The organism is Nocardioides sp. (assembly GCF_051876515.1).
GTDB lineage: Bacteria > Actinomycetota > Actinomycetes > Propionibacteriales > Nocardioidaceae > Nocardioides.
The window spans coordinates 1-4,211 of the sequence record NZ_JBJEHY010000024.1 but is presented as its reverse complement, the minus strand read 5'-3'; the positions used below and the strand labels follow the sequence as shown (position 1 = coordinate 4,211).

The 4,211-nt window shown below is 71.1% G+C and carries 5 protein-coding genes; 4 read left to right on the top strand and 1 reads right to left on the bottom strand.

The genetic code is table 11. The features are described 5' to 3' along the window. Nucleotides 1-272: 272 nt before the first annotated feature. The gene (locus tag ACI379_RS01260; protein WP_439790243.1) at nucleotides 273-1,388 is read right to left on the bottom strand and encodes a DUF1015 family protein; all 1,116 of its coding nucleotides are present in this window, start codon (nucleotides 1,386-1,388) and stop codon (nucleotides 273-275) included. Between the two features lie 71 nt (nucleotides 1,389-1,459). On the opposite strand from ACI379_RS01260, the gene ACI379_RS01255 reads away from it, so the two are divergent. The 4 genes from ACI379_RS01255 to ACI379_RS01240 form a co-directional block, all read left to right on the top strand. Then, nucleotides 1,460-2,458 carry an HAD-IIA family hydrolase gene (locus tag ACI379_RS01255; protein WP_439790242.1) on the top strand — a complete coding sequence of 333 codons (999 nt, stop codon included), beginning with the start codon at nucleotides 1,460-1,462 and terminating at the stop codon, nucleotides 2,456-2,458. A gap of 9 nt (nucleotides 2,459-2,467) precedes the next feature. Further along, nucleotides 2,468-2,686: a hypothetical protein gene (locus ACI379_RS01250; RefSeq protein WP_439790241.1), complete on the top strand. Its 219-nt coding sequence runs from the start codon at nucleotides 2,468-2,470 to the stop codon at nucleotides 2,684-2,686. Between the two features lies 1 nt (nucleotide 2,687). After that, nucleotides 2,688-3,515, top strand: a complete 828-nt coding sequence (locus tag ACI379_RS01245) for a TlyA family RNA methyltransferase (RefSeq protein WP_439790240.1) — start codon at nucleotides 2,688-2,690, stop codon at nucleotides 3,513-3,515. Beyond that, the coding region (locus tag ACI379_RS01240; RefSeq protein ID WP_439790239.1) for an NAD kinase at nucleotides 3,508-4,211 on the top strand (704 nt) is incomplete at its 3' end. The genes ACI379_RS01245 and ACI379_RS01240, both read left to right, overlap by 8 nt.

Here is a 4,211-nt window from a genome sequence, read left to right as displayed (position 1 = left end):
CCGATGGTACTGCAATCGAGAGGTTGTGGGAGAGTAGGACGCCGCCGGACATCTTTTACCAGGAGCGGAGCCACCCAGTGGCTCCGCTCCTGACGATTTCACGGCCTGATGCTCGGCCATTCGGGAGTTGCCGATCCCGCCAGCTGGCACCCACTGGTCCGACCAGTAGTCGCGCACAACTAGCCCGCATGGGCCAGTCTCTCCACCACGGGGAGATGCGCCCGTCGGCGGGCGATCCCACCCGCGAGGATGGGGCCATGAACGAGCGGCAGTCAGCGGGGGAGCACGGGGCGCATGATCACGGCCACCGTCGGCTTGGGCTGGAACGAGGTCGCCTTCTCCGGAAGGAGGTGGCCGGCCTCGACGACCCGAGCCACGGCGTCGTACGCCGGAGCAGGCAGGATCAGGGCCGTGCTGCCGGACTCGCCCAGCGACCGCAGGGCGTCCTCCAGCGTGTGGTGGTAGCCGAACTCGTCGGGGGAGAGGTCGGGTACCAAGGTGCTGTGGAGCCACTCGACGAGAAGGGTTCCGTCGTCGTTCGGCGGCGCCAGGCTCAGCCAGTGGTTGCCGTCGGTCGCGACGATGCGGCGGTGCGGCAGCGTGTCGACGGCGGCCTGTCGAGTCGCGGCGGTGGTGCGTACGCCCAGTCGCTCGGCGCGGTCGACCAGTTCGTCAAGGCTCGTTCCCCGCAGCGTGCGGTGGATGGGACCGAGGAAGAAGGGCGTGTCCGACTGGTCGACGACCATCGCGAGGCCGAGGTCCCAGCCGGTGCCGGGGTGTGCCTGCTGGAGAGCGAGGTACGCGGCGTAGCGGTGGTGCCCGTCGGCGACGATGCACGTGGTCGTGGCGACCTCGGCGCGGAGCTCGTGCTCGACGCTGCCAGCCGGGACCTGCCACACCCTGTGCTGCTGCCCGTTGCGGTCCGTGAAGGCCTCGAGCGGGGGTGTCGTGGTGACCGCGCTCAACAGGTCCCTGTACGCGGTGCTCCCGTGCATGGACAGCAGGATCGGCGCCGGGTTGACGTCGATGGAGAACATCTTGGCGGCCAGGTCCTGGGCCTGCTCCGGATGGATCCGCTCGTGGGGGAGGAGCCCCTGCTCGGCCGTTGCTGTGGCGCGGTGCGTCAAGCGAAGAGCACCGACCAGTCCTCGTACGGTGAGTCCGCCGGTGGCGTACTCGTGCACGTACAGAGCCGGGCGGTCCGCCCGGGTGATGAGCCGTTCGGCCTCCCACGCCTCGAGGCGCTCGGTGACGTCCGGGTACGGTCGGGCGATGGCGCGTACCGCGCGGGGGTCGCCGACGCGGGACTCCGCCAGGAAGACTGCGTCGAAGGGCTCGAAGGAGAGAGGCTTCGCCAGGTGGGCGGGGACGACCGAGGCGAACTCCATCTGTGCATCGTAGGTGGACATCTGGGAAGGGACACGTAGTGGCACGCGTACTTGAAGGATCACCCACGCCGTTGGCGCACACCCACGACGTGTTCATGTTCGACCTCGACGGTGTGGTGAAGGTCGGATCGCAGCCGGTCCCCGGCGCCGCCGATCACATCGCAGCCCTGCGGGCCGAGGGCGGGCACGTGGCGTACGTGACGAACAACGCCTCGCGGAGCGCCGCTGCGGTGGCCGAGCAGCTGCGCGACTTCGGGATCGACGCCCAGACCGACGACGTCGTGACCTCGGCACAGGCGGCGGCTTCCTTGGTCGCCGAGCGATACGGCCGCGGCGCCCAGGTGCTCCTCCTGGGAGCGGACGGACTCCGGTCCGCTGCCCAGGAAGCCGGGCTGGTGGAGACCCACGACCCGGACGCGGCGGTTGCCCTCATGAGCGGTTACGCGCCGGACGTGCGGTGGTCCGAGATCATGGAGGCCGCTGTGCTGGTGCGGGCCGGCCTGCCGTACGTCGCCTCCAACACCGACTCGACGATCCCGACTCCGTTGGGGGTCGCCCCCGGCCACGGGACGCTCGTGCACCTCATCTCCACGTTCGCGGGAGTCGAACCGACGGTCGCCGGCAAGCCGTCTCCGCCGTTGCTCCTCGAGACCGTTGCGCGCACCCGAGGTGAGCGCCCGCTCATGGTCGGGGACAGGCTCGACACCGACATCGCCGGAGCCCACGCGGTCGGCGTGGCATCGCTGCTGGTGATGACGGGAGTGACGGGGCTCACCGAGCTCGTCGGGGCCCGGGGCGAGCTGCGTCCGACGTACGTCTCCGCGGACCTGCGCGGGCTCCTCGAGGCCCACGCCGTCCCGGAGGTGACCGCGCCAGGCGTGGCCACTGTCAACGGGTGGCGGGCGGCCGTCGAGGACGGTCGCCTGTGCATCAGCGGTGAGGGTGACGAGGGGGACTGGCTGCGTGCCGCGGCCGCGGCGGCGTGGACCTGGACGGACCGGACGGGGGAGACGGCTGACGTGAGCGACGTCAGCGTGCCGCCGGGGTTCCTCACCCGTCCGGGACGGTAGCCTCGGACCATGCACGAACCGTTCGTGGCGACTGCCGAGACCCCCGACGACACCTCAGTGTCGGACGTTGAGCCGACACCCTCCGTGACGACCGGTGTCAGTTCCGTTGACGCCGTGATCAGAGCCGTCGAGCCACTGGACGACCTTCCCGTCGCCGAGCACGCTGCCGTGTACGAGCAGGCGCACGACGCCCTCCGTCGCGCGCTCGACGCACCCGCGGACGCCTGAGATGGCGGGTCCTCGCAGGCTCCGGCTCGACGCGGAGCTGGTGCGCAGGGGTCTGGCCCGCTCGAGGGAGCACGCCAGCGAGCTCATCGCGGCCGGTCGGGTGACGGTCGGTGGGGCGCGTGCGGTCAAGCCCGCGACCGCCATCACCACCGACGCTGCCGTCGTGGTCAAGGAGGAACCCGGCCAGGACGAGTTCGTCTCCCGGGGCGGCCACAAGCTTGTCGGGGCGCTCGACGCGTTCGCTCCCCACGGTCTCGACGCACGGGGACTGCGATGCCTCGACGCCGGCGCGTCGACGGGCGGCTTCACCGACGTGCTGCTCCGTCGCGGTGCGGCCAGGGTCCTGGCCGTCGACGTCGGGTACGGCCAGCTGGCCTGGTCGATCCGGAGTGACGAGCGGGTCGAGGTCCACGACCGCACCAACATCCGTGAGCTCACCCTCGACCTGGTCGGTGAGCCCGTCGATCTCGTCGTCGGCGACCTATCGTTCATCTCGCTCGCCCTGGTGCTGGAACCGCTCATCTCGGTCACCGCACCCGACGGCGCCCTCGCCCTGATGGTCAAGCCGCAGTTCGAGGTCGGCAAGGACCGCGTCGGCAAGGGCGGGGTGGTCCGTGACGTGGCGCTCCGAGCCGAGACCGTCAACGACGTGGCCGCCCGCGCCGCCGCTCTCGGCTGGGGTGCCCGCGCCGTCGCCACGAGCCCGTTGCCCGGCCCGTCGGGCAACGTCGAGTTCTTCCTCCTGCTGCGGCGCGGCGAGGCGACCGTGACGCCGGAGGATGTCATGGACGAGGTCACGCGCGGTTCCCAGGAGGCCACCCATGGCTGAGAGCACCCGACGCATCCTGCTGCTCGCCCACACGGGCCGGGACGAGGCGCGCAAGGTGGCCCGCGAGTGCCTGGACGCGCTCACCGGCCACGGCGTCACCGTACGCATGATCGACGAGGAGGCGCTCGCCCTCGACGTCGACCCCGCCGCCCAGCACGTGGAGCGCGTCCCCGCCGGCAGCGACGTCGGTGCCGGCTGCGAGGTCGCCCTCGTGGTAGGAGGGGACGGGTCGATCCTGCGTGCGGCGGAGTTCACCCATGCCAGCGGCACCCCGATCCTCGGCATCAACCTGGGACACGTCGGGTTCCTCGCAGAGGTCGAGGAGGACGACGTCGCCACCACCATCGACGCCATCGTCGAGCGGCGCTACACCATCCACGAACGCCTCACCGTCGACGTGTCGGTCCTGCAGGGCAAGGAGGTCGTCTACGAGACCTTCGCCCTCAACGAGGCCAGCGTCGAGAAGGCCGCACGCGAGCGGATGCTCGAGGTCGTCGTCGAGGTCGACGGCCGGCCGCTGTCCCGGTTCGGCTGCGACGGCGTCGTCTGCGCGACCCCCACCGGTTCCACCGCGTACAACTTCAGCGCCGGCGGTCCCGTCGTGTGGCCGCAGGTCGAGGCGCTGCTGATGGTCCCGCTGAGCGCGCACGCCCTGTTCGCCCGCCCGATGGTGGTGGCCCCGACCTCGGTCCTGGC

What these genes read in the sequence shown, in the direction of transcription:
- ACI379_RS01245 (WP_439790240.1), top strand. Translation starts at nt 2,688, where the DNA reads ATGGCGGGTCCTCGCAGGCTCCGGCTCGACGCGGAGCTGGTGCGCAGG.
- ACI379_RS01260 (WP_439790243.1), bottom strand. Translation starts at nt 1,388, where the DNA reads ATGGAGTTCGCCTCGGTCGTCCCCGCCCACCTGGCGAAGCCTCTCTCC.
- ACI379_RS01250 (WP_439790241.1), top strand. Translation starts at nt 2,468, where the DNA reads ATGCACGAACCGTTCGTGGCGACTGCCGAGACCCCCGACGACACCTCA.